The sequence below is a fragment of the Achromobacter sp. NPDC058515 genome (assembly GCF_042721735.1).
Taxonomy (GTDB): Bacteria; Pseudomonadota; Gammaproteobacteria; order Burkholderiales; family Burkholderiaceae_B; genus Achromobacter.
The window spans coordinates 1-18,428 of the sequence record NZ_JBHXNI010000008.1 but is presented as its reverse complement, the minus strand read 5'-3'; the positions used below and the strand labels follow the sequence as shown (position 1 = coordinate 18,428).

Here is an 18,428-nt window from a genome sequence, read left to right as displayed (position 1 = left end):
AGTAGTGGGACATAACGACCGCCAATCCGCGCCGGCGGCAGCGTGCGATAGGCGCCGCTCTTGCCACAGCCCGAACGGAACAATCCCCACTCGGCGCGCCGCTTCGTGGGGATTGGAATAATCATGCTTCAGAGCCCGCCCGCGCCGAACGCGGACGGGTTTTTCAGCCCTGGACCGCAGACCTCAGCCCGCCAGGCGCCCTTCGATCTTTGCCTTGGTGGCGGGCAGTTCCTCGGGCAAGCCCTGGGCCAGCTGGCCGAACAGCTCGTGGTGCAGCGCCAGTTCTTCGCGCCAGGCGTCGGCATCCACCGACATGACCTGCTCGAATTTGTCCGGGCTGAACTCCAGGCCGGTCCAGTCGATGTCCTGGTAGCTGGGCGAAACGCCAAACACCTGGTCCACGCCCTTGGACTGGCCGTCGATGCGGCCCAGCATCCAGCGCAGCACGCGCATGTTGTCGCCAAAGCCCGGCCAGACGAACTTGCCGTCGGGGCCCTTGCGGAACCAGTTCACGCAATAGATGCGCGGCAAGGTGGCGCCGGCGGCTTCCAGTTGCTTGCCCAGCTTGAGCCAGTGGCTGAAGTAGTCGCTCATGTTGTAGCCGCAGAACGGCAGCATGGCGAACGGATCGCGCCGGACCACGCCCTGCTGGCCGGCGGCCGCGGCGGTGGTTTCCGAGCCCATGGTGGCGGCCATGTACACGCCTTCGACCCAGTTGCGGGCTTCGGTGACGAGCGGCACGGTGGTCGAACGGCGGCCTCCAAAGATGAAGGCGTCGATGACCACGCCCTTGGGATTCTCCCATTCGGGGTCGATGGACGGGCATTGCGCGGCGGGCGCGGTGAAGCGCGCGTTCGGGTGCGCGGCCTTGCGGCCGGTTTCGCGCGCGATGGCGGGCGTCCAGTCCTGGCCCTGCCAGTCGATCAAGTGCGCCGGCGGCGTGTCGGTCATGCCTTCCCACCAGACGTCGCCGTCGTCGGTCAGCGCCACGTTGGTGAAGATGACGTTGGCCTTGAGCGTGGCCATGGCATTGAAGTTGGTCTGCTCGCTGGTGCCCGGCGCCACGCCGAAATAGCCGGCCTCCGGGTTGATCGCGTGCAGGCGGCCGTCTGCGCCCGGCTTGATCCAGGCGATGTCGTCGCCGATGGTGGTGACCTTCCAGCCGTCCATGCCTTGCGGCGGGATCAGCATGGCGAAGTTGGTTTTTCCGCAGGCCGACGGGAAGGCGGCGGCCACGTGGTACTTGCGGCCCTTGGGCGAGGTGACGCCCAGGATCAGCATGTGTTCGGCCAGCCAGCCCTGGTCGCGACCCATGGTGGAGGCGATGCGCAGCGCGAAGCATTTCTTGCCCAACAGCGCGTTGCCGCCGTAGCCCGAGCCGAAGCTCCAGATTTCGCGGGTCTTGGGGAAATGGACGATGTACTTGGTGGGGTTGCACGGCCAGGCCACGTCGGCTTCGCCGGCGGCCAGGGGCTTGCCCACGGAATGCAGGCACGGCACGAAGTCGCCGTCGGCGCCCAGCACGTCATAGACCTGCTTGCCCATGCGCGTCATGATGCGCATGTTGACGGCCACATAGGGGCTGTCGGAGAGCTCCACGCCGATGTGCGCGATGTCCGAGCCCAGCGGGCCCATCGAGAACGGCACTACATACAGCGTGCGACCGCGCATGGCGCCGTCGAACAGGCCATTGAGCGTGTCGCGCATTTCGGCGGGGTCGGCCCAGTTGTTGGTCGGGCCGGCGTCTTCGGCGCGGTCGGAACAGATGAAGGTGCGGTCTTCCACCCGCGCAACGTCAGACGGATCCGAGCAAGCGAGGAACGAATTAGGCCGCTTGACGGGATTGAGCCTGCGCATCGTTCCGGACTGGACCATCTGTTCGCAAAGACGGTCGTACTCTTCCTGCGAGCCGTCGCACCACACGACGCGATCCGGCTTGGCCAGCGCGACAAAACTGGCCACCCAGTCGATCAAACCACGATGCTTGACGTACGCGGGCACGTTCAAGGCTGCCAACCCCCCGTCCAAAGGCTTATTCATTGGGGCAATCTCCATACTAAGGCTAATGGTGATACGGCCCCGATTGGACTGGGGCCGTATGCAATTTGCGCCATCATACTTGCAGCGCAGGGCAACCCGTCAACCCATCCTCATGGGGGAGATTGTCACGGGGTGAGACGGCTCAAGCATAAGTCCCGCCGCGCAACTCCCTGCGGATAATCTTGCCGGTGGCGGTGGTCGGCAAACTGGTTACAAAGCGGATCGCGCGCGGGTATTCATGGGCCGCCAGCCGCGTGCGCACATGCGCCTGCAGCGCCCTGACCAGCGCCTCGTCGCCCTCGAATCCCTCGTTGAGCACCACATAGGCCATCACGATCTCGGTGCGCTCGGCATCCGGCACGCCCACCACCGCCGCCATCCGGACCGCGGGGTGGCCGATCAGGCAGTCCTCGATGGGCGCCGGGCCGATGCGGTAGCCGGCGCTGGTGATGACGTCGTCGTTGCGGCCGACGAAGCGGATGAATCCTTCCGCGTCGCGCACGCCGAGGTCGCCGGTCAGCAGGTAGTCTCCCGCGAATTTCTCGGCGGTCGCCTCCGGGTTGTTCCAATAGCCCAGGAACATGACCGGGTCCGGCCGCTTTACGCCTATATTGCCCTCCTGTCCATCCGCCACTTCAGCGCCCTGGTCATCCACAATAGCGACGCGATGGCCCGGCGCGGCGCGCCCGATCGCTCCAACGCAGGGGTCGAACAGCGACGAGCACGACGACACCAGCATATTGCATTCGGTCTGGCCGTAGAACTCATTGATGGTCACGCCCAGCACGCGGCGGCCCCAGTCGATGAGTTCCGCGCCCAGCGACTCGCCGCCGCTGGCCACCGAACGCAGCGCCCGCGGTCCGGCGGCGTCGGGCCAGGCGCAGCCGCGCATCATCTTCAGGGCAGTGGGCGGCAGGAAAGTGTGCGTCACGCCGTGGCGCGCCATCAGTTCCAGGGCGCCGGCCCCGTCGAATTTCTCGAAGCGGCGGGCCAGCACCGGCACGCCGTGGTGCCAGGACGGCAGCAGCACGTCCAGCAGCCCGCCGATCCAGGCCCAGTCCGCCGGGGTCCACATCAGCGCGGCGTTCTCCGGAAAGAACTCGTGCGACATTTCCACGCCGGGCAGGTGCCCGGGCAGGACGCGATGCGCATGCAGCGCGCCCTTGGGCTTGCCGGTGGTGCCCGAGGTGTAGATGATGACGGCCGGATCGTCGGCCGCCGTTTGCGCCGGCTCATAGGCGTCGGACTCGAACGCCAGCGCGGGATGGAACGGCACGGCCTCGTCTTCGTCCCCGCCATCGATGCAATAGACCACTTTCAGGTCCGGCAGGCCGGCGCGGATCTCGCGCAGCTTGCGGCAGCCCTCCGCGTCGGTCACCAGCGCCGCCGCGCCGCTGTTGGCCAGCCGGTATTGGATGGCGTCCACGCCGAACAGGGTGAACAGCGGCACCGCCACCGCTCCCATCTTGTAGACGGCGATATGGGTGACGGCGGTCTCGGGCGCCTGCGGCAGATAGATGGCCACGCGGTCGCCGCGCTTGATGCCGTGGCGCTCCAGGCTGTGCGCCAGCCGGTTGGACTGCGCCTTGATCTCGTCAAAGGTATAGCGCGTCTGCGCGCCGTCGCTTTTCTCGTAGATCAGCGCCAGCCGGCCGCTGCCGTCGGCCCATTTGTCGCAGGCGTCGACGCCGATGTTGTAGGCCGCCGGCACCTGCCATTGGAATCCGGACACGAGCTGCGTATAGGAATCGGCTCTGGACAGCATGGTTTGTCTCTGATGTTGTTATGTTATGGGTAATCCAGGGCTGCTCAATTCAGCGCAAAATTGGCCCTGTCTCAATAATAAGCCCCGCCCACCCGCAACCTTCCGGCCCGAATGGAAAAAAACCCCGCCGTCCCCATGCGCCGTCCGCCGGCCAGCGCCAAGTCCGAACAACGCATCCGGGACATCCTGCGCGTCGCGCGCCAGGTCTTCTCCGAAGCCGGCTTCCAGGCGGCCACCACGACCGAGATCGCGCAGCGCCTGGGCGTGTCCGAAGCCACGGTGTTCACCTACTTCGGGGGCAAGCGCGAACTCTGCGTGCGGGTGGTCAGCGACTGGTACGACGAGATCATCGCCAAGGTGGAGGACGCCCTGCCGCACGTGCACGGCGCGCGGGCCCAGCTCCATTACCTGGTGCATACGCATCTGCGCCACCTGCTGGCCGAGGGACCGGGCCTGTGCGCGTTCATCCTGTCCGAGGGGCGCGCGCGCAACGACGACTTCGGCGAGATCTACGCCGAACTGCAGCGCCGCTACACCGCGCCGCTGATGCGCATCCTGGCCCAGGGCCAGGCGGACGGCGACATCCGCCAGGACATGCCGCTGCGGCTGCTGCGGTCGGCGGTCTATGGCCCGATGGAGCATGTGCTGTGGGACGCGATCCTGCGCGGCGCGCGCGGCGACGTGGCCGCCATCGCCGACCAGCTGGTCGGCTTTCTGTGGCAGGCCTTGCAGCCGCCGCAGCAAAACGCGCTGGCGCTGGCGCAGTTCCGCGGCGAAGTGCAAGACGCGCTGCATCGCCTTCAGTCTTCCGAGAACAGCGACGGCGGCGCGTACTGAGGAAAGCCGTTGTAGGCCTCGCCGCGTTCGGCGGGCTGCAAGGTCCAGGAATGCCGCGCATTGGGCACGCCGCCATCCACCCGGATGACGCTGCCGTTGATGAACGCCGCGGCCGGCGACAGCAGGAAAACCACTGCCGCGGCCAGCTCGGCCTCGGTGCCGAAGCGCTGCAGCGGCACCTTGGCCTTCAGGTCGCGCAGCACGGCGCGGTAGCTGTCGTCATAGCTGTCCATGCCGCTGGAGGCGATCCAGCCCGGCGCCACCGCATTGACGCGCACTCCGGCATGCGCCCATTCGCAGGCCGCCGTCTCGGTCAGGTTCCACACCCCGGCGCGCGCCGCGCCCGAATGGCCCATGCCCGGCATGCCGCCCCAGATATCGGCCAGCATGTTCACGATGGCGCCTCCGTGCTGGCGCATATGCTGCGTATAGACCTCGCGCGCCATCAGGAAGGTGCCATGCAGGTTGTTCTGCACCACGGCGTTCCAGCCATTGAAGCTGATGCGGTCCAGCGCCGCGGGAAACTGTCCGCCCGCGCAGTTGAACAGGCCGTCGATGGCGCCGTGCGCCGCCAAGGCGTCCGCCACCGCGCCGCGCACGCCGGCCTCGTCCCGGATATCGCAGGGATGCAGGCTGATGCGCCCGGCCGCCTCGGGGTAGATCCGGGCGATCTCCTGGCCGGCCGCCTGCAGCTTTTCCGGCTTGCGCCCCACCAGCGCCAGGCCCGCGCCCAGTGCCGCCAGCTCGTGCGCCGTGCATCGGCCCAGGCCGCTGCCGCCCCCGGTCACCAGGATGGTCTTGTCCTTGAACAGGCCGGGCCGGAACACCGACTCGTAGCGCTGATCCGCGGCCGGGCCGCCTGCCTGCTGGCTCATGTCTCTCTCCATTATTTTTATTGAGGATAACTCAATACATAATCGGATCGAGCTACGGAATTTCAACTTTCCTCATGAAATCATTCCATCGGGACCGACTAACAATTGAGCTATAGTCAAAAAAACAGGAGACCACGCATGACGCTGACCGCAACGCTGGACCTTGCCCTGGACGGCCCCATCGCCCGGCTGACGCTGAACCGCCCGGACATGCGCAACGCTTTCGACGACACCCTGATCGCCGCGCTGACGGACGCGGTGAAAGCGGCCGCCGATGACCCGCAGGTGCGCGTCCTGCTGCTCACCGGCGCGGGCAAGGCCTTCTGCGCCGGCGGCGACCTGAACTGGATGCGCAAGATGGCCACGCTGACCGACGCCGAGAACCGCGCCGACGCCACGCGGCTGGCGGACATGCTGCACGCGATCTGGTCCTGCCCCAAGCCGGTCGTGGCCTGCGTCAACGGCGACGCCTATGCGGGAGGCATGGGCCTGGTGGCGGCCTGCGACATCGCCATCGCCGCGGACAGCGCGCACTTCTGCCTGTCCGAAACGCGGCTGGGCCTGCTGCCCGCCACCATCAGCCCCTACGTGATCCGCGCCATGGGCGAACGCGCGGCCAACCGATACTTCCTGACGGCGGAACGGTTCGACGCCGCCACCGCGTTGCGGCTCGGGCTGGTGCACGACGCGGTTCCGCTTGCGCAGCTGCCCGATGCCGCCGAGGCGATCTGCCGCGGGCTGTGCGCCAACGGCCCCGGCGCGGTCCAGGCCAGCAAGCGGCTGGTGCGCGACTTCGCCGGCCGGCCCGTGGACGCCGCGCTGATCGCCGACACCGTCGAACGCATCGCCGCCATCCGAAGCACCGGCGAGGCCAGGGAAGGCGTGACGGCCTTCCTGGAAAAGCGCGAGCCTTCCTGGCGGCAGGCGACGTAGGCGCAGCCGGCCCCCCTGAACGGTGCGCCGCCAGGCAGCGCGGCCTTTGGTGCCATAATCCATGGCGCACCTTCAGGAATCCTCATGCCGCACGCAACACCGCCCGTCTTTCCCCCCCTGAACGCCGAGCGCCTCTGGGCCCGCGTTGAAACCCTCTCCCGCTTCACCCTGCCCGACGTCCCCTGGACGCGCCGCGCCTTCTCGCCGCTGTTCAGCGACGCCCGCGCCTGGCTGCGCGGGGAATTCGAAGCCGCCGGGCTGGCCACTCGCCTGGACGCGGGCGGCAACCTGGTCGGCACGCGCGCCGGACGCGACTCCTCGCGCAAGCCCATCGCCACCGGCTCGCATTGCGACACCGTGATGAGCGGCGGCCGCTTCGACGGCATCATCGGCGTGCTGGCCGGCATTGAAGTCGCGCACACGATGCGCGAACATGGCATCGAACTCGACCACCCCTTCGAAGTCATCGACTTCCTGTCCGAAGAGCCCAGCGACTACGGCATCTCCTGCGTGGGCAGCCGCGCGCTGTGCGGCCAGCTCACCGCCGACATGCTGGCCGCCTGCAATCCGGACGGCGAGACGCTGGCGCAGGGCATCGCGCGCATCGGCGGCGACCCGGCCGCGCTGGGCGCGCCGCTGCGCCGCGCGGGCGATACCGCCGCCTTCGTCGAGCTGCACATCGAGCAAGGCCCCGTGCTGGAAAGCCGCAAGCTGCCGATCGGCGTGGTCACCAACATCGTCGGCATCCGCCGGGTGCTGATCGTCGTGGAAGGCCAGCCCGACCACGCCGGCACCACGCCCATGGACATCCGCCGCGATGCGCTGGTGGGCGCCGCCCGCATCATCGACGCAGCCAGCCGCCAGGCCAGCGCCGCCAGCGGCAACCCGCACTATGTGGTGGCCACCGTGGGCCGCCTGTCCATGACGCCCAACGCCGCCAACGCCGTGCCCGGCCGCGTCGAACTGACGCTGGAAATGCGCAGCGACAGCAACGCCGTTCTGGACGCCTTTCCGGAAACGCTGATGGCCGGCGTGGCCGGCGACCTCACGGCGCTGCGCCTGACGGCCCACTTCACGCAGTTGAGCCGCGCCCAGCCCACCGACTGTTCGCCGCTGGTCATGGACGCGGTCAAGGCCGCCGCCGACCAGCTCGGCTACGCGTCCATGCGGCTGCCCAGCGGCGCGGGCCACGACGCCGTGTACATGGCGCCCACCGGCCCTATCGGCATGATCTTCATCCCCTGCCTGAACGGTCGCAGCCACTGCCCGGAAGAGTGGATCGAACCCGCGCAACTGCTGGACGGCGCCCGCGTGCTCTATCAATCGGTGCTGGAACTGGACCGCGTGCTGCGCGGCTGAGGTCAGAAAACCCATGGAACAGATAGAACTCAACGACAGCACCGCCGACCGCTTCCTGCTGGACGCGCCCGGCCTGTCGCTGCTGGTCTTTCACAGCCGCACCTGCGGCGCCTGCCGCATCGCGCGCGAACAGCTGCCCGGACTGGAGCTGCCCGTGGAACGCCTGTGCTGGGTGGACGCGGGCGACAACCGCGGCCTGGTCGAGCGCTACGAAGTCTTCCACCTGCCCGCCATGTTCGTCGCCCGCGACGGCGCCTTCTTCGGACCGGTCCAATCGACGCTGGCGGAATGGGACCTGCGCCAGCAGATCGGCCTGGCGCTGGACAGCTACCCCGCCGAACTGCCGTGAGCGCGGCGGCCGCGAAACCGCTGCGCCAGCCGCTGGACGCGCTGGCCACCAGCGCCATGCTGCTGTTGTGCGTGTGCTGGGGCTTTCAGCAGATCGCGATCAAGCTGGTGGCCGACGACGTGGCGCCCATCATGCAGATCGGCCTGCGTTCGACCTTCGCCGCGCTGGTGCTGGCCGTGGTGGTGTGGCGGCGCGAAGGCCTGCGCGCCTTCAGCGACGGCACCGCCCTGCCCGGCCTGCTCGTGGGCCTGCTGTTCGCGGGCGAATTCCTGTTCGTCGCCCAAGGCCTGGTCCACACCACGGCCTCGCACATGTCCGTGTTCCTGTACACCGCGCCCATCTTCGCGGCGCTGGGCCTGCACTGGCTGCTGCCCGAAGAGCGCATGAAGCCGCTGCAATGGCTGGGCGTGGCGATCGCGTTCTGCGGCATCGCCGTCGCCTTCCTGGGCAAGGGCAGCCCGCAGGCCGGCCAGCCGGACGCCGGCGACATGCTGCTGGGCGACGCGATGGGACTGATGGCGGGCCTGCTGTGGGGCGCCACCACCGTGGCGATCCGCAAGAGCTCTCTGTCCGAAGCCGCGCCCGCCAAGACCCTGCTTTATCAGATGGCCGTGGCGTCCGTGGGCCTGCTGGCGTTTGCCGTCGCCACCGGCCATGATGGCATCCGGTACACGCAGGCCGCGGTGCTCAGCGTGGCCTTCCAGTCGGTGGTGGTCGCGCTGTCCAGCTATCTGGCGTGGTTCTGGCTGCTGCGCCGCTACCTGGCGTCGCGCCTGTCGATCCTGTCCTTCATGACGCCGCTGTTCGGCGTGAGCTTCGGCGTGCTGATCCTGGACGAGCCGCTGGACGCGGGCTTCGCGGCCGGCGCGGCGATGGTGCTGGCCGGGATCACCCTGGTGAGCGGCGCCGAGATGCTCAGGGACCTGCTGCGCCGGCGATAGCGAGAGGCGCGTCCCGGCGCTGGCGGCCGCCCGCCACGCCTTTACCGGCCGCCGCACGCCGCCGGCAAGCTTCGGCCGCCCGCCACGCGCGGCCCCCCTTCTCTCCCAACCTGCGCCGGCCTCTCCAGGCCAAGCCATAGAAACGTTTTTCCCTAGAACAAAACTCGGTTCGAAGAAACACAGGGAAGTCCCTTAATTTCCGCTATTGCGCGCCTGCGTCCTTATCTCCTATTCTTGTAGAAACGTTTCCATTAACACTTGTTTTTCACGGAGAGGCAGGATGTCTCAAGACCTGGCGGCAGCACGCATCAAGACGGTTCGCGATCACATGGCGCTTGAATGCACGCACGAATGGGATGCGGTCATAGCGACGTTCAAGCATCCGCGCTACGAAATGCACGGCAGCGGCGCGGTATTCGATGGAGAAGACGAGGTCCGCGGCTATTTCTATTCCTCGCGCGTGCCGTTTCCCGACCTGCGCAACGAGATCATCGCGATTGCCGCCGACGGCGACACGGTGCTGGTGGAGTTCTGGCTGCGCGGCACGCATCTCGGGCCCCTGACCGCGGACGGCAAGACCTATGCGCCCACCGGCCGGGAGTTCAGCGTGCGCATTGCCGCCACCTTCGAATTCGCTCCCGACTCGGACAAGATCGTCTGTGAACGCCCCTACTCGGCGCCGGACGCAAAGCTGCGCGCCTTGGGTCTGATCTAGGGCCTGCTCACACTCAAGGAGCCGCGCACAGGCCCTAGTCCGGCCGCGCGCGCTGCACAAGCAGCGGCGCGCGCCTGGTTCCAAGGCGCGGCCCCTGGACGCCGGTTCCGGCGCGCAGGGGCCGCGCCTTCTCCGGCGTTACTGCGTCAGCACGATCTTGCCGAAATGCGCATTGCGGCGCATCAGCTCCGTGGCCTCCAGCACGTCGTCCAGCGGCAAGCGCGCATCGATGGGCAGGCGCAGGCCGCCGGCCCGCAGCGCCGGCCAGAATGCCTCTTGAACGCGTTGCGCGATCACGCCGAAATCCTCCGGCGTGCGCGTGCGGAACGTCATTCCCAGGTACTGGATGCGGCGCATCGAATGCAGGTCGAAGTCGAACTGGCCGGTTTCGCCGGCCATGCGGCCGACGTTCACGATGCGCCCCGCAATGGCGACGGCGCGCATGCTGTCGTTGATCAACGGACCGGCCAGAAAGTCGATCAGCAGGTCCACGCCCTGGCTTTCCGTTCGGGCCTGGACCTGCCGCACCCAGGCGCGGTCATTGCTGTCGAGCGCAACGTCCGCGCCAAAGTCCTTCAGGCGCTCGCGCCGCTCCGGCTTGGTCGACGTTCCGATGACCAGGCCCGCGCCCAGCAGCCTGGCGACCTGCAGGCTCATCAGGCCCACGCCGGACGACGCCCCCAGGATCATGACCGACTGCCCTTTCTGCAATTGTCCCGTGACCGCGATGGACGTGTGCGCGGTGCGCAATGCCACCGGCAGGCAAGCCGCGGTTTCGTAGTCCATGGCGGCATCGGGAAAGGGAAACGCGCGGCGCCAATCCGTCACCGCGTACTCGGCGAATCCCCCCATGCCCGAACACATCACTTTGTCGCCGGGCTTGTAGGCCTGAACCTCGGCGCCCACCTTGACGACATCGCCCGACCACTCCAGCCCCAGCACCGTGCCGGCTCCCCCGTGGGCGCCGTGAGCCTTGCCGTCGACCAGCGACAGGTCCGCGCGGTTCAGGGAGCTGGCGCGCACCTTGACCAGGATTTCAGTGGGCTTGGGTTCCGGAATGGGGACTTGTGCAATTGCCAGTCCTGTCCCGGTACGTACGGCAGCCTTCATGAGTTGTCACCTCCGATGGTTTCTGGGTTTCCTGCCTTGATTGTAGAAACGTTTCCGCAGCACTGGCAAGCGCTAATGCGCGGTCGCGTTCCCGCAGGAAACATCGAACCGGCGACGACAAAACAATAGGGAAGATGAGGCGCCCCCCAGGCGGGGCTTGCACGCGCGGGAGCCGTCAGGCGGAGGCCGCGGCGCGCTTGACGGGGCCGCAGGATTCGCGCAGCACAAGTTGCGTCGTGATCAGGATGCGCTCGGGTTCCGCAACCGCTTCCCGGTCCAGCTGCTTCAGCAGCAACTGGGCGGCGACGGTGCCGACCACCTCCAGGTCCCAGGTCAGCGACGTGATGCTGGGGCTGAACAGCTGCGACAGGTCGGTGTCGCCGATGCTGATCACGCTGACGTCGTCGGGAACCGAGCGGCCGGTGTGGCGCAGCGCCTGCAGCACGCCCGACAGGATGCGCGTGCCAAGGCAGAGAAAGGCCGTGGGGGCTTCCGGGGACGACAGCAGCGACAGGGCTTCGCTGAACGCGAAATCCATGGCCGAGCGTTCGCCTCGGATCAGCTTGGGCACGGGCGTCAGATTGTGTTCGCGGAAGGCTTCCTGGAAGCCCGCGATGCGTTCGCGCCCCGGGCGCAGCACGCTGCCAGGCGTCAACAGCGCCACCCGGGTGTGCCCCAGGTTCAGGAGGTAGCGGGTAGCCTGCACCGCGCCGTTGTAGTGATCGACATGCACGCCGGATGCGGAAGGCCCGAAGTCCCGGTCCAGCGCCACCACCGGCAGCTCGCTGCGCAGCTGTTCCAGGTATTTAGGTGTTTCGGTCTCGCAAGGCCCCAGCACCAGGCCGTCGACCCGGCGCGCGCGGAACAGGTCGATCATCGCCTTTTCGCGCTTTCCGTCGTTGTGCGTGCTGGCCAGCAGCAGCGCATAGCCCGCCGCCTGCAGCGCGGATTCGATCGAGGTGATGATGCGGGCGTACAGGGGGTTGGCCAGGTCCGATACCAGCAGGCCGATGACGCCGGAGGAGCGGGTGCGCATGCTGCGCGCGATGGCGTCGGGCTCGTAGCCCAGGCGCCGGGCGGCGCGGGTGACATCGGCAATGGCCTTCTCGCTGACGCGGCCGGCGCGGTTCAATGCGCGCGAGGCGGTGCCAATCGATACGCCGGCCTCCTTGGCCACTTCGCGGATCGTGATGCGGGGCTTCATCGGGACACCGCCAGCGTAACGTTCAAGGTCATCATGGCTACGTATAGTAGCGGAAAGGCCAAAACGTTTCCATGCACAGGCATGAGGTATTCCGGCCGGACCCGCGCCGCCGGAATACGCATGCCGCCGCGATCATGGCGGCGCGCCGCGCGGGCGCCCGTCAGCGAGGCGGAGGAATCGCGCGGACGCGCTCCTTGCCGTCCCAAGCCTCGCAGGCGCGCTTCACTTGCGCGAAGTATTCGCCCTTGCCGCCTTTCATTTCGGAAATCTCGATCATCCCGCTGGGCAGCTCCGGATTGACGAAGTACGCGAAGCGTCCGCGCATGCCCATGCGGCCGCCATGCCCCTCCACGTAGCCCGCTTCCAGCAGTTGGGCGCAGATCTTGTCGAAGTCGTCCACCGTCCAGTAGGCAATGTGCTGGGCGCCTTCGCCGCCGCGCTTGAGCGTGTCCAGGTACAGCGATGGCGCGTCGTCCCGTTGCTGGATCAGTTCAAGCTGCAGGTCGCCGGAGTTGGCCAGGGCGATCGACAGCCTGGGGGGCGTGGACGTCTTGCCGTAGTAGCGGAATTCGGTCGTGCCGACGTCCTCTTTATAGAACCAGGGCCCCACGCCCAGCTTGGATGCCCAATGCTCCATTGCCTTTTCGATGTCGGCAACGACATAGCCCACCTGGCGCACGGCGCCGAACTTCAAGCTCATCTGTGTCTCCTTGGTTTGCGTCGCGGGACATCGCTTCTTGCGCCGGCACGGCGCCGGCGCTCCCGCCCCCGCCGCCTACTTGCTGAAATCCGCCCCGCCCTTGGGCCGGATGTACATGGGCATCGGGCGCTCGCCGCGCGTCACGGCGGCCAGGATGCTGTCCTCGATGGCGCCCGCGTCGCGCACGCTGCGATATTCCTCTCCATCAAAGATGACGTTTGCGCCATAGACCACCATGAATCCCTCGGCGGCTTCCTTGGCGTCGGCGGGCACCGAAAACGTATGGACGGAGCCGCCCGGCTCATACAGGTAGCTGCCGGCGGTCTGCGGGTCCTGCGGGTATTCGGCATAGTTCCACTCGCCCTTGGTCGTGAAAAAATGAACCGTCCCAGTGTGAAAGTGAGGCGGGAGCGTGGTGCCGGGCTCGAATTTTCCGTAAAGCACCCACACTCCGTTTTCCCGGTCCAGGAACAGCGGGATGATGGTCGAACCCGGTTCCGAGCCCGCGAATTCGATGGCATCGTTGATATTCACGGTCAACAACCGCTCCTGCTTGGTGATAGCGCTGGGCAGTGCCATGCGTGTTCTCCGGCAATAGGTGATGGTTCAATCGTCCGCAAGCGTCGCCAGCCGCAAGCGCCGCGACGAAGAGGAAACGTTTCCACTCATTCTGGAGCAACAAAAAGGCGACTTGAATTATGGTAAACCCGCGTTTTCAGCAGATAGACCTGTGCCGGAAGCGGGACCGGGTGGCGCGTCCCAACCGCACCGACGACAAATAGAGAAACGTTTTTTCTTTTTCCCGCTACGACGCTATTGCCCATGCCCGGACCCCGGCTAGTATGCGTAAACGGCACTCCAGGAGGCATCATGCAACCTTGGCACAGCGACAACCCGGCGCTCACAAACGCCTTTGCCCCCGTCTTCGACGAACGCAACGACACGGACCTGCAGGTGGACGGAGCCCTACCCGCTTGCCTGAACGGCGTGTTCATGCGCAACGGCCCCAACCCGCAGTTCGAGCCCGGCCCGGGCTACGCCTACCCATATGACGGCACCGGCATGGTCCATGCCCTGTATCTGGACGCCGGCCGCGCGCGCTACCGGAACCGCTGGGTGCTGACTCGCGAGCTGCAGGAAGAGCGGCAGGCCGGCCACCGCATCTACAACCCCACCTTCGCCCCGCCGCCGCAAGCCAACCTTGCCAACACCAACGTCCTGCGCCACGCCGGCAAGATACTTGCGCTGTATGAGGGGGGCTGCCCCTATGAAATGGACGATTCCTTGTCGACGGTCGGGCCGGACACGCTCCAGGGCAGGCTTGCCGGTTCGCTTTCCGCGCATCCCAAGGTCGATCCGGCCAGCGGAGAAATGCTGGCGGTCAACTACGATCTGGCGGCGGGAACCCTGGAGTACCTGCGCGTGAACGCGAGCGGCCAGGTGGACCGCCAGCTGCGGTTCGCGTCGCCATGGCCGGGATTGATCCACGACATCGGCCTGACGTCCACCCATGTGGCGGCGTTCCTGTGCCCGCTGGTTTTCGATTTCAGCCGCGGACCGGCAGCGCCCGCCTGGGAGCCCCGGCGCGGCACGCGCATCCTGCTGATCCCGCGCGACTGCACGGACCCGGGACAGATCCGGTGGATTCAGACGGAGCCGTTTTTCAACTGGCACATCGCCAATGCCCACACGGACGGCGATGTGATCGAGGCCGTGATGCCCTGGTACGACGGCTACGGGCCGGGCGCGCGCAAGCGCCTGGAACTGCACCGCCTGCGCGTCCATATGGACAGCGGCCGCGTGGAAGACCAGGCGCTGGACGACCAGCCGTGCGAGTTTGGCCGCATCAACGACGCCTGGCTGGGCCGGCGCGCGCGCTATTGCTATGTCGGCCTGCGCGCCCCCCGCCCGGGCGAAACCCCGCAGCCCGGCGCCTTCGAGGCATTTGCGCGCTACGACATGACTACCGGCGCCAAGACCGTCTTTCGCCTGCCCGCGGGTCAGACCGCGTGCGAGCCGGTATTCGCCGCCGACCCCGGCGGCGCCGGTGAGGCGGACGGCTACATCCTGTCCTTTGTGCACGCCGAACACGACGAACGCGGCTGGTTCATGGTGCTGGACGCCCGCGACCTGGCGGCGGGCCCCGTGGCGCAGGTACGCCTGCCCCGCCGCGTGCCGGCGGGCCTGCATGGCTCATGGATGCCGGCCACGCCGGCCCGTTCGGATCATCCGCGCCGCTGACCCAGATTCAGCACGATCAGCGCCGCCCCGGCCAGCACGAACCCGAAGCCCCACCAATCCGCCGCGCCGGGGCGGTCCCCCACCAGCACCATCGCCCCAAGCACCCCGACCACGGGCACCATCAGCGTGGTCAGCGCGGCCACGGTGGCGCTGACCCGTTCGCTCAGCACGAACCATAGCCAGTACGCCACGGCCGTGCCCAGGATGATGTGAAACGACAGCGCCCCCGCCACGCGGACGTTCCAGCCTTGCGTCGGAAACGATTCGCCGGCGATCAGCGCGCCGGCCAGCGCGCAGCTTGCGCCGACCACCAGCTGCCATGCCGTCACCACGATACGGTTGCCGGCCACCGGCCAGCGCTTCAGGTAGACGGTTCCGGCGGCCCAGCCCAAGGCGGCAACCAGCGGAAAGATCAGTCCTTTGGCGGCGGCCAGATCCTGCTCGGCGAAGACCGCATGCAGCACCGGCCACGCCAGCACCGCCACGCCGCATCCGCCCAGCAGCAGCGCCAGGCCGCGGCGCAGGTCCAGGCGTTCGTTCAGGACGAGCCACGCCAGCACCGCCGACATCATCGGCATCGTGAAGGTCAGCACCGCCGCGCGCGAGGTGCTGGTGCTCAGCTGCGCCCAGGCCACCGCCAGGTTGAAGACGGCAACGGCAAGCACGCCGCCGACCAGGATGCCCGGCCAGGCGCTGCGCGGCGGCAGGAGCGGCACGCGCTTGGCGCCGGCCAGCAGCAACAGCAGCAGCGCGCCGCTGCCCAGCCCCAGCACGCGCAGGGTGAACGGCGGGAAGATCGACAGGATGATCTTCACCGCCGGCCAGTTCAGCCCCCAGAACAGGGCCAGCGCCACCGGGATCAGGCGCACGCGGCCTTTTCCCGGGCGGCCAATTCGGCCAGGCCTTTGCGCTGATTGCCTTCGGCGTCGAAGTTGTCCGGGCTCAGCCAGCGCTCATAGGCCGCGCGCAGGGCGGGCCATTCGCTGTCGATGATCGAGAACCAGGCCGTGTCGCGGCTGCGGCCCTTGTAGACCGTGGCCTGGCGGAAGATGCCCTCGAACTGGAAGCCCAGCCGCAGCGCGGCGGCGCGCGACGGCGCGTTCAGGCTATCGCACTTCCATTCGTAGCGGCGGTAGCCCAGCTCGTCGAAGGCGCGGCGCATCAGCAGGAACTGCGCTTCGGTGGCGATGCGGGTGCGCTTGAGCTGGCGCGAGAACGACACGAAGCCCACCTCGATGACGCCATTGGCCGGGTCGATGCGCATCAGCGCCAGCGTGCCGATGGCGCGCCCCGTCTGCAGGTCGATGATGGCGTGGTGCAGCGGGTCGCTGCCCGCCTGGGCGCCTTCGGCGAACGCCCGGTAGACCGCCGCGTCGGCGAAAGGCCCCACGCTCATGTAGGTCCAGTCGCTGTCGTCGGGCGCCTGGCTGAATGCCTGGTACAGGTCCGCCGCATGGCGCTCGGCCGACAAGGGTTCCAGCCGGCAATAGCGGCCCAGGGCCGGCGTCAGCGGAGGACGCGGGCGCGCCGTCCAGCCGGCAAGATCGGGGCCGATGGGTTGTTGGAAAGCGTTGGTGCGGGGTTGCATGCGACGAAGCCTCATCCAGGTTAGCGTGCGCCGCCGGCAGTGGCGGGCGCAACACGCATGCCCTCACGATATCGGAATCGTGGCATCATAAAAAGCACCACGTTCCTTGAATTTAATAGGGCCATGATCAACGCCACCCTGGGCAATCCGGCAGACGCCGCCCTGCTGTCCAGCCCCCTCTCGCGCGGTCCCGGCGCGCCGCCCCGCCAGCGCCAGCTCATCCAGCGCCTGAAGCAGGCCATCCTGGCCGGCCAGTTGCCCGCGGGCGGCAAGCTGCCGTCCTCGCGCACGCTGTCCGAAGAACTGGACATCTCGCGCAACACGGTGCTGATCGCCTACGAGCAGCTGACGGCCGAAGGCTACGTGATCGCCGACCGCCAGGGCACGCGCGTGGCGCCGCTGTCGGCCACCGCGAGCAGCGCGGCCAAGCAGGCCGCCGCCCCGCCCGCCGCCGAGTCTTTCGTCACGGCCAAGCGGCTGACGCGCATCGTCTCCACGCGCTATGCGCACGACGGCTCCGTGCCCATGACGCCCGGCACGCCGGCCCTCACCCAGTTCCCCATCAACGCCTGGCGCCGCGCGCAAGACCGCGCCCTGCAGGCGGCCCCCGCCGCCACCCTGGGATACGGGCATCCCGTCGGCGAGCCGGCGCTGCGCGAAGCCATCGCCCAGTACCTGCGCGTGTCGCGAGGCGTGCGTTGCGACGCTTCGCGCATCGTCATCACCGAAGGCGCGCAAGGCGCGCTGGCGCTGTGCGTGCAACTGCTGACCAACCCGGGCGACACCGCCTGGCTGGAAGACCCCGGCTACCGGGGCGCCAAGGCCGCCTTTCACGCGGGCGACCTGGACGTGGTCGCCATGCGGGTGGATGCCGACGGCATCGTCATTCCGGAACACGCTTGGGCCACGCAGCCGCCCCGGCTGATCCAGACCACGCCCACGCACCAGTACCCCACGGGCGCGGTGCTGTCGCTAACCCGCCGGCTGGACCTGCTGGAACGCGCGCGCCGCGCGGGCGCCTGGATCATCGAGGACGACTACGACAGCGAATTCCGCCACCAGGGCGAACCCATCGCCGCCATGCAGGGCCTGCTGCCGGACGCGCCGGTGCTGTACGTAGGCACGTTCAGCAAGACCATGTTCCCGGCCCTGCGCCTGGGCTTCCTGGTGCTCCCGGAAGCCATCGCCGCGCAAGCGATGCCGTCCATCACCGAGATGCTGCGCGGCGGCCACCGGCTGGAGCAGCTGACGATGGCGGCCTTCATCGAAAACGGCCAGTTCTCGCGCCACCTGGGCCGCATGCGGCGCCTGTACCGCGAACGCCAGTCCGCCTTGCGCGACGCGCTGGCCGCGCACCTGGGAATAGAACATGAGGTGCTGGGCGGACACAGCGGGCTGCATCTGACGGTGCGGCTGCCGGCGGCGTATTCCGACGTGGCGATCGTGGAGCGGGCGCGCAAGATGGGGATGAATCCAAGCGCGCTGTCGTCGTTCGCGATCACGCCGCTTGCGGAGGATAACGGGCTGGTGATCGGATACGGGAATACGGGGGCCGAGCGGTTTCCGGCGCTGGTGCGGAGGATTCGGGAGGTGGCGGTGGAGGTGGCTTCGTAGCGGCTTTTGCGTGGGAGCTTCGTAGGAGCTGTTGCAAACGTGCTTCGTAGGTCGCCCGGCGGCGCGGGCGGTGGGGCTGCGAGCGCCCGCCATTGCGGTCCGGAGCCTTCGCTCCGGACTGCCCCCTCGTCATCTTCGTTGTCGCCTTCGGCGACTG

The 18,428-nt window shown here is 67.9% G+C and carries 17 protein-coding genes; 8 read left to right on the top strand and 9 right to left on the bottom strand.

What is annotated here, in order from left to right; genetic code table 11:
- Positions 1–183 precede the first annotated feature (183 nt).
- A complete protein-coding gene (locus tag ACFWP0_RS15305) occupies positions 184–2,040 on the bottom strand; it encodes a phosphoenolpyruvate carboxykinase (GTP) (protein ID WP_377843415.1) in 1,857 nt (618 codons plus the stop codon).
- Between the two features lie 142 nt (positions 2,041–2,182).
- A complete protein-coding gene (locus ACFWP0_RS15300) occupies positions 2,183–3,805 on the bottom strand; it encodes an acyl-CoA synthetase (RefSeq protein WP_377843413.1) in 1,623 nt (540 codons plus the stop codon).
- Positions 3,806–3,916: 111 nt separating this feature from the next.
- Between ACFWP0_RS15300 and ACFWP0_RS15295 the strand changes: the two genes are divergently transcribed.
- Positions 3,917–4,642: a TetR/AcrR family transcriptional regulator gene (locus ACFWP0_RS15295; protein WP_377843411.1), complete on the top strand. Its 726-nt coding sequence runs from the start codon at positions 3,917–3,919 to the stop codon at positions 4,640–4,642.
- Here the strand turns inward: ACFWP0_RS15295 and ACFWP0_RS15290 are convergent.
- Complete coding sequence (locus ACFWP0_RS15290; RefSeq protein ID WP_377843410.1) at positions 4,606–5,517, bottom strand: SDR family oxidoreductase; 912 nt, start codon at positions 5,515–5,517, stop codon at positions 4,606–4,608. The two genes, ACFWP0_RS15295 and ACFWP0_RS15290, sit on opposite strands and share 37 nt — an antisense overlap.
- A 138-nt stretch (positions 5,518–5,655) precedes the next feature.
- Between ACFWP0_RS15290 and ACFWP0_RS15285 the strand changes: the two genes are divergently transcribed.
- From ACFWP0_RS15285 to ACFWP0_RS15265, 5 genes are all read left to right on the top strand, one after another.
- The gene (locus ACFWP0_RS15285) at positions 5,656–6,450 is read left to right on the top strand and encodes an enoyl-CoA hydratase/isomerase family protein (protein WP_377843408.1); all 795 of its coding nucleotides are present in this window, start codon (positions 5,656–5,658) and stop codon (positions 6,448–6,450) included.
- 84 nt (positions 6,451–6,534) lie between these two features.
- Positions 6,535–7,809 (top strand): Zn-dependent hydrolase, encoded by a 1,275-nt coding sequence (locus ACFWP0_RS15280; RefSeq protein WP_377843407.1) that lies wholly within the window; start codon positions 6,535–6,537, stop codon positions 7,807–7,809.
- 13 nt (positions 7,810–7,822) lie between these two features.
- Positions 7,823–8,158 carry a thioredoxin family protein gene (locus ACFWP0_RS15275; protein ID WP_377843405.1) on the top strand — a complete coding sequence of 112 codons (336 nt, stop codon included), beginning with the start codon at positions 7,823–7,825 and terminating at the stop codon, positions 8,156–8,158.
- Between the two features lie 56 nt (positions 8,159–8,214).
- Complete coding sequence (locus tag ACFWP0_RS15270) at positions 8,215–9,099, top strand: DMT family transporter (protein WP_377843754.1); 885 nt, start codon at positions 8,215–8,217, stop codon at positions 9,097–9,099.
- Between the two features lie 280 nt (positions 9,100–9,379).
- Positions 9,380–9,814, top strand: a complete 435-nt coding sequence (locus ACFWP0_RS15265) for an ester cyclase (RefSeq protein ID WP_377843404.1) — start codon at positions 9,380–9,382, stop codon at positions 9,812–9,814.
- A gap of 138 nt (positions 9,815–9,952) precedes the next feature.
- On the opposite strand, the gene ACFWP0_RS15260 is transcribed toward ACFWP0_RS15265, so the two are convergent.
- The 4 genes from ACFWP0_RS15260 to ACFWP0_RS15245 all read right to left on the bottom strand — a co-directional run bounded on the left by ACFWP0_RS15260 (position 9,953) and on the right by ACFWP0_RS15245 (position 13,407).
- Complete coding sequence (locus ACFWP0_RS15260) at positions 9,953–10,924, bottom strand: zinc-binding dehydrogenase (protein ID WP_377843402.1); 972 nt, start codon at positions 10,922–10,924, stop codon at positions 9,953–9,955.
- A 175-nt stretch (positions 10,925–11,099) separates the two neighbouring features.
- Positions 11,100–12,128: a LacI family DNA-binding transcriptional regulator gene (locus tag ACFWP0_RS15255; protein WP_377843401.1), complete on the bottom strand. Its 1,029-nt coding sequence runs from the start codon at positions 12,126–12,128 to the stop codon at positions 11,100–11,102.
- A gap of 160 nt (positions 12,129–12,288) precedes the next feature.
- Positions 12,289–12,828: a VOC family protein gene (locus ACFWP0_RS15250; RefSeq protein ID WP_377843399.1), complete on the bottom strand. Its 540-nt coding sequence runs from the start codon at positions 12,826–12,828 to the stop codon at positions 12,289–12,291.
- Between the two features lie 75 nt (positions 12,829–12,903).
- Complete coding sequence (locus tag ACFWP0_RS15245; protein WP_377843398.1) at positions 12,904–13,407, bottom strand: 2,4'-dihydroxyacetophenone dioxygenase family protein; 504 nt, start codon at positions 13,405–13,407, stop codon at positions 12,904–12,906.
- Between the two features lie 291 nt (positions 13,408–13,698).
- Here ACFWP0_RS15245 and ACFWP0_RS15240 point away from each other — a divergent pair, with 291 nt between their 5' ends.
- Complete coding sequence (locus ACFWP0_RS15240) at positions 13,699–15,069, top strand: carotenoid oxygenase family protein (protein ID WP_377843397.1); 1,371 nt, start codon at positions 13,699–13,701, stop codon at positions 15,067–15,069.
- Here the strand turns inward: ACFWP0_RS15240 and ACFWP0_RS15235 are convergent.
- Complete coding sequence (locus tag ACFWP0_RS15235; protein WP_377843395.1) at positions 15,054–15,938, bottom strand: DMT family transporter; 885 nt, start codon at positions 15,936–15,938, stop codon at positions 15,054–15,056. The two genes, ACFWP0_RS15240 and ACFWP0_RS15235, sit on opposite strands and share 16 nt — an antisense overlap.
- Positions 15,929–16,657 (bottom strand): GNAT family N-acetyltransferase, encoded by a 729-nt coding sequence (locus ACFWP0_RS15230; RefSeq protein ID WP_377843394.1) that lies wholly within the window; start codon positions 16,655–16,657, stop codon positions 15,929–15,931. The genes ACFWP0_RS15235 and ACFWP0_RS15230 overlap by 10 nt, the downstream gene beginning before the upstream one ends.
- A 123-nt stretch (positions 16,658–16,780) precedes the next feature.
- Between ACFWP0_RS15230 and ACFWP0_RS15225 the strand changes: the two genes are divergently transcribed.
- Positions 16,781–18,271, top strand: a complete 1,491-nt coding sequence (locus tag ACFWP0_RS15225; protein WP_377843392.1) for a PLP-dependent aminotransferase family protein — start codon at positions 16,781–16,783, stop codon at positions 18,269–18,271.
- Positions 18,272–18,428: the final 157 nt, after the last annotated feature.

Coding starts and splice junctions, on each gene's coding strand:
- ACFWP0_RS15305 (WP_377843415.1), bottom strand. CDS start 2,040: ATGAATAAGCCTTTGGACGGGGGGTTGGCAGCCTTGAACGTGCCCGCG.
- ACFWP0_RS15300 (WP_377843413.1), bottom strand. CDS start 3,805: ATGCTGTCCAGAGCCGATTCCTATACGCAGCTCGTGTCCGGATTCCAA.
- ACFWP0_RS15295 (WP_377843411.1), top strand. CDS start 3,917: ATGGAAAAAAACCCCGCCGTCCCCATGCGCCGTCCGCCGGCCAGCGCC.
- ACFWP0_RS15290 (WP_377843410.1), bottom strand. CDS start 5,517: ATGAGCCAGCAGGCAGGCGGCCCGGCCGCGGATCAGCGCTACGAGTCG.
- ACFWP0_RS15285 (WP_377843408.1), top strand. CDS start 5,656: ATGACGCTGACCGCAACGCTGGACCTTGCCCTGGACGGCCCCATCGCC.
- ACFWP0_RS15280 (WP_377843407.1), top strand. CDS start 6,535: ATGCCGCACGCAACACCGCCCGTCTTTCCCCCCCTGAACGCCGAGCGC.
- ACFWP0_RS15275 (WP_377843405.1), top strand. CDS start 7,823: ATGGAACAGATAGAACTCAACGACAGCACCGCCGACCGCTTCCTGCTG.
- ACFWP0_RS15270 (WP_377843754.1), top strand. CDS start 8,215: ATGCTGCTGTTGTGCGTGTGCTGGGGCTTTCAGCAGATCGCGATCAAG.
- ACFWP0_RS15265 (WP_377843404.1), top strand. CDS start 9,380: ATGTCTCAAGACCTGGCGGCAGCACGCATCAAGACGGTTCGCGATCAC.
- ACFWP0_RS15260 (WP_377843402.1), bottom strand. CDS start 10,924: ATGAAGGCTGCCGTACGTACCGGGACAGGACTGGCAATTGCACAAGTC.
- ACFWP0_RS15255 (WP_377843401.1), bottom strand. CDS start 12,128: ATGAAGCCCCGCATCACGATCCGCGAAGTGGCCAAGGAGGCCGGCGTA.
- ACFWP0_RS15250 (WP_377843399.1), bottom strand. CDS start 12,828: ATGAGCTTGAAGTTCGGCGCCGTGCGCCAGGTGGGCTATGTCGTTGCC.
- ACFWP0_RS15245 (WP_377843398.1), bottom strand. CDS start 13,407: ATGGCACTGCCCAGCGCTATCACCAAGCAGGAGCGGTTGTTGACCGTG.
- ACFWP0_RS15240 (WP_377843397.1), top strand. CDS start 13,699: ATGCAACCTTGGCACAGCGACAACCCGGCGCTCACAAACGCCTTTGCC.
- ACFWP0_RS15230 (WP_377843394.1), bottom strand. CDS start 16,657: ATGCAACCCCGCACCAACGCTTTCCAACAACCCATCGGCCCCGATCTT.
- ACFWP0_RS15225 (WP_377843392.1), top strand. CDS start 16,781: ATGATCAACGCCACCCTGGGCAATCCGGCAGACGCCGCCCTGCTGTCC.